Origin of the sequence: Martinezella calliandrae, from assembly GCF_030272695.1 — a bacterium.
GTDB classification, from domain to species: Bacteria; Pseudomonadota; Alphaproteobacteria; order Rhizobiales; family Rhizobiaceae; genus Rhizobium; species Rhizobium calliandrae.
In genome coordinates, this window is sequence record NZ_JARFYN010000202.1 from 1 (window position 1) to 487 (window position 487).

1 protein-coding gene is annotated in these 487 nt (G+C 64.7%); it reads left to right on the forward strand.

What is annotated here, in order from left to right:
- On the forward strand, positions 1-487 hold a 487-nt coding region (locus PY650_RS36730), incomplete at both ends, for an RNA-guided endonuclease InsQ/TnpB family protein (protein ID WP_285885020.1).

Consider the following 487-nt stretch of genomic DNA (forward strand, 5'->3'; position numbering starts at 1 on the left):
GCTGGACCCGACCGACAAGCAGGGGACCTATTTTGCCCGCGCTTCGGGGACGGCGCGGTTTGCGTGGAACTGGGCGCTGGCGCAATGGCAACGCCAGTATGCGGCAAGGGCCGATGATCCGGTGCTGCCGCAGCCGTCCGATACGCGCTTGCGCCGCCAGTTGAACAGCCTCAAGCGCGAGCAGTTCCCGTGGATGTTCGACGTGACCAAATGCGCGGTTCAGGAAGCGATCATCGACCTTGGCGCGGCGTTTGGCTCCTTCTTTGAGGGGCGCGGGCGCTATCGGCGGTTCAAGAAGAAGGGTGGCCGCGACAGCTTCTGCGCCGCCAACGAAGCCGGCACCTTCCGGGTCGATGGGCAGCGGATCAAGCTGCCGGTCATAGGCTGGGTGCGAATGCGAGAAGCGGTGCGGTTCACTGGCAAGCTCAAGCGCGTCACGGTCAGCCGCGTTGAGACCGCTGGTTCGTCAGCATCATGGTTGAGACCG